General features: G+C 64.8%; 2 protein-coding genes. Both read right to left on the bottom strand.

Annotated elements, in window-relative coordinates; translation table 11 throughout:
- Positions 1-42: 42 nt before the first annotated feature.
- Positions 43-978: a lipid II:glycine glycyltransferase FemX gene (locus AHiyo1_RS06185; protein ID WP_059387953.1), complete on the bottom strand. Its 936-nt coding sequence runs from the start codon at positions 976-978 to the stop codon at positions 43-45.
- A gap of 3 nt (positions 979-981) precedes the next feature.
- On the bottom strand, positions 982-2,232 hold the full coding sequence (manA, locus tag AHiyo1_RS06180) for a mannose-6-phosphate isomerase, class I (RefSeq protein ID WP_059387952.1): 1,251 nt from the start codon (positions 2,230-2,232) through the stop codon (positions 982-984).
- Positions 2,233-2,439 lie beyond the last annotated feature (207 nt).

Here is a 2,439-nt window from a genome sequence, read left to right as displayed (position 1 = left end):
TGGATTTTGAGGGCATCTGCTGCCAGTTCGCGCGAAGGAACCCTAGCGGAGCTTTTCGCGCAGCTTCCGGGCCAGCTGGTAGGCCCCGTAGCGGAGCTTGTTGACGGGAAGGTCCCACGTGCCGGGGTAGGCGATTTCCCTGCCTCCGAAGGACTTCTTGAAGGCGGTGAATCCGGCCCACTTGTGGTCGGGCTCGTCCTCCGGGGCCACGCCCCACAGGTCGACGTGCTTGAGCCCCTTGTCCTTGGCATCGGCCATGAGCGTCACGAGCAAGGGAATGCCCGCGCTGAGCTTGCGGTGCGTGTCATCGAGCGCTGCGTGGGCGTAGGTGCGGGTGTCGGCGGAGTCGTACGCCAAGGCGGCCGCAATGGGTTCGCCCTCGAGTTCGGCGATGAACAGCGTGCCGGCACCAGCGGGCATGAGGGAGCGGGCCACCGAACTCAGGTAGTCGTCGCTCTGGGGCTTGAAGCCGTTGCGTGCCGCTGTCATGTGGAGGAAGTCGAGAAGTATCGAGATCTCTGCGGGATCCTGCGAGGACCGGAAGGTGACGCCCTTCTTATGGATGTTGCGGTACAGGTTCCGGTTGGTGGGTTTCATGCCCGCAAGGACGTCTTTGAAGTCGCCGTCCAGATCCACGATCCAGCTCAATTCCGGCTGCTGGTTGGACGGCGCGGGCTGGAGGCCGCGTCCCCCCAGCACCGCAGCGGCGTCGGCCGCTTCAAATCCAGCAGTGACGGGTTCCATCCTCACAAACACCGCCTTGCTGCGGCGCGCAATCGCCACCAGCGCGGCCAGGGCTTCGTCGAAGGCTTCCAACGAGTCGGCCACGGGGCCGTAGGGGGAGTAGATGACCTTTCCAGCCGGGTTCTTTTCCTCCACGGCGAGGAAACGCCACCCCGGACCGGACTCCTCGTGCACGGTGCGGCCGAGGGATCGCTGGAAGGACGCCCATGCGGGCGTTTGCAGGAAGTACTCCACCCTCTAATTCCCCAAGCCGGTTGTGACGGCAAAGGCGACGCTGGTTCCCGTTGCGCCGGAAACCGGGTGCACCATTACGGGCTCTTCGGATGCCGGGATGAAGGCACTCCCGCCGCGTTCCACGGCGAGCTCGCTCTTGGGGGAGTCGAGCACCACGGAACCCGAAACCACGACGACGACGGCGGGACCGGCTTGCGCCATCGGCACCGGTTCCGCTCCGGGAGCCAACTCGATGCGCTGGAGCTGGAATTCCTTGAAGGGCGGCACATAGAGATCCTGGCCGAATCCGGAGATCCTGGGCTCGATGCGCGGTACGCCGAGGGAAGCGAATTCGATGGTCTTCAGGAGTTCGGGGACGTCGATGTGCTTGGGGGTGAGGCCGCCACGGAGCACGTTGTCCGAGGCCGCCATCACCTCGACACCGAGGCCTTTCAGGTAGGCGTGGACGTTTCCGCCCGGCAGGTACACCGATTCGCCCGGGGACAGGAAGACGAGGTTCAAGAGCAGCGAAATCAGGACACCGGGATCGCCCGGGAACTCATTGTTGATGTCCATCAAGGTGGAGAGTTCCGCGGCGTGCTGACCCATCGGTGCGCCCGATTTCAGGATCGAAACCACCTGATCGGTGGCGGCGGAGACGGCATCCCCGCCGGTAATCAGCCGGGTGAACGCAGCCTTGAGTGCCGACGGCTCATCGGGCTCGGAGAGATCCGCGATGACACCGGTGATGACGTCCGGGACGTCGACGGCGGCAAGGTCCAGGAGGGTTGCGAGATGCTCGAAGACACGCTGCGAATCCGCGGCCGGACGGAAACCGCAGAGGGCGTGAAACGGGGTCAGCGCAAAGATCATCTCGGGCTTGTGGTTGTCATCCCGGTAGTTGCGCTCGGGCGCGTCCGCCGCCATGCCTGCGGCATTTTCCTTCGCGTATCCGTCCTTGGCCTGCTGCAAGCGAGGGTGGACCTGCAAGGACAGGGGCTTGTCGGCCGCAAGGAGCTTGGTGAGGAACGGCAAGCGCGGACCGAATTCGGCCACGCTCGTTTCACCGAGGAAATGCACGGGGTCCACCTTGATCAGGGCGTCCAAGGCGACGGACGATCCATCCGGACGGATGGCCACGGACGGCGAGTCTGGGTGCGCTCCGATCCACAACTCCGCCTCCGGACCGCCCGAGGCGGGCCTTCCCAGCAGAGCGGCGATCGCCGTCGTCGATCCCCATGCGTAGGGGCGGAGAACATTCTCAAGCTGGTACACGGCAGGGGATCCTTGTCATTGCGGGACGGTACATTCGGGATTGCCGGGGATGACCTCTTAACGGCTGCCCGGGCTCTTAACGACTGCTTCGGGCGGAGACGTTCGCGGTGGAGAAGACTTCGGCGACCTTGTCGCGGAGCCGGGCGCCTTTCTCGGTGGCGGTGTTGTTGAGCTCCTGGGCGAATTCGAGCAGTTCGCCGCGAAGCC

The organism is Arthrobacter sp. Hiyo1, assembly GCF_001263615.2.
Lineage (GTDB): Bacteria > Actinomycetota > Actinomycetes > Actinomycetales > Micrococcaceae > Arthrobacter.
The sequence above is the reverse complement of the archived record's forward strand: the minus strand, read 5'-3'. Positions and strand labels throughout refer to the sequence as shown.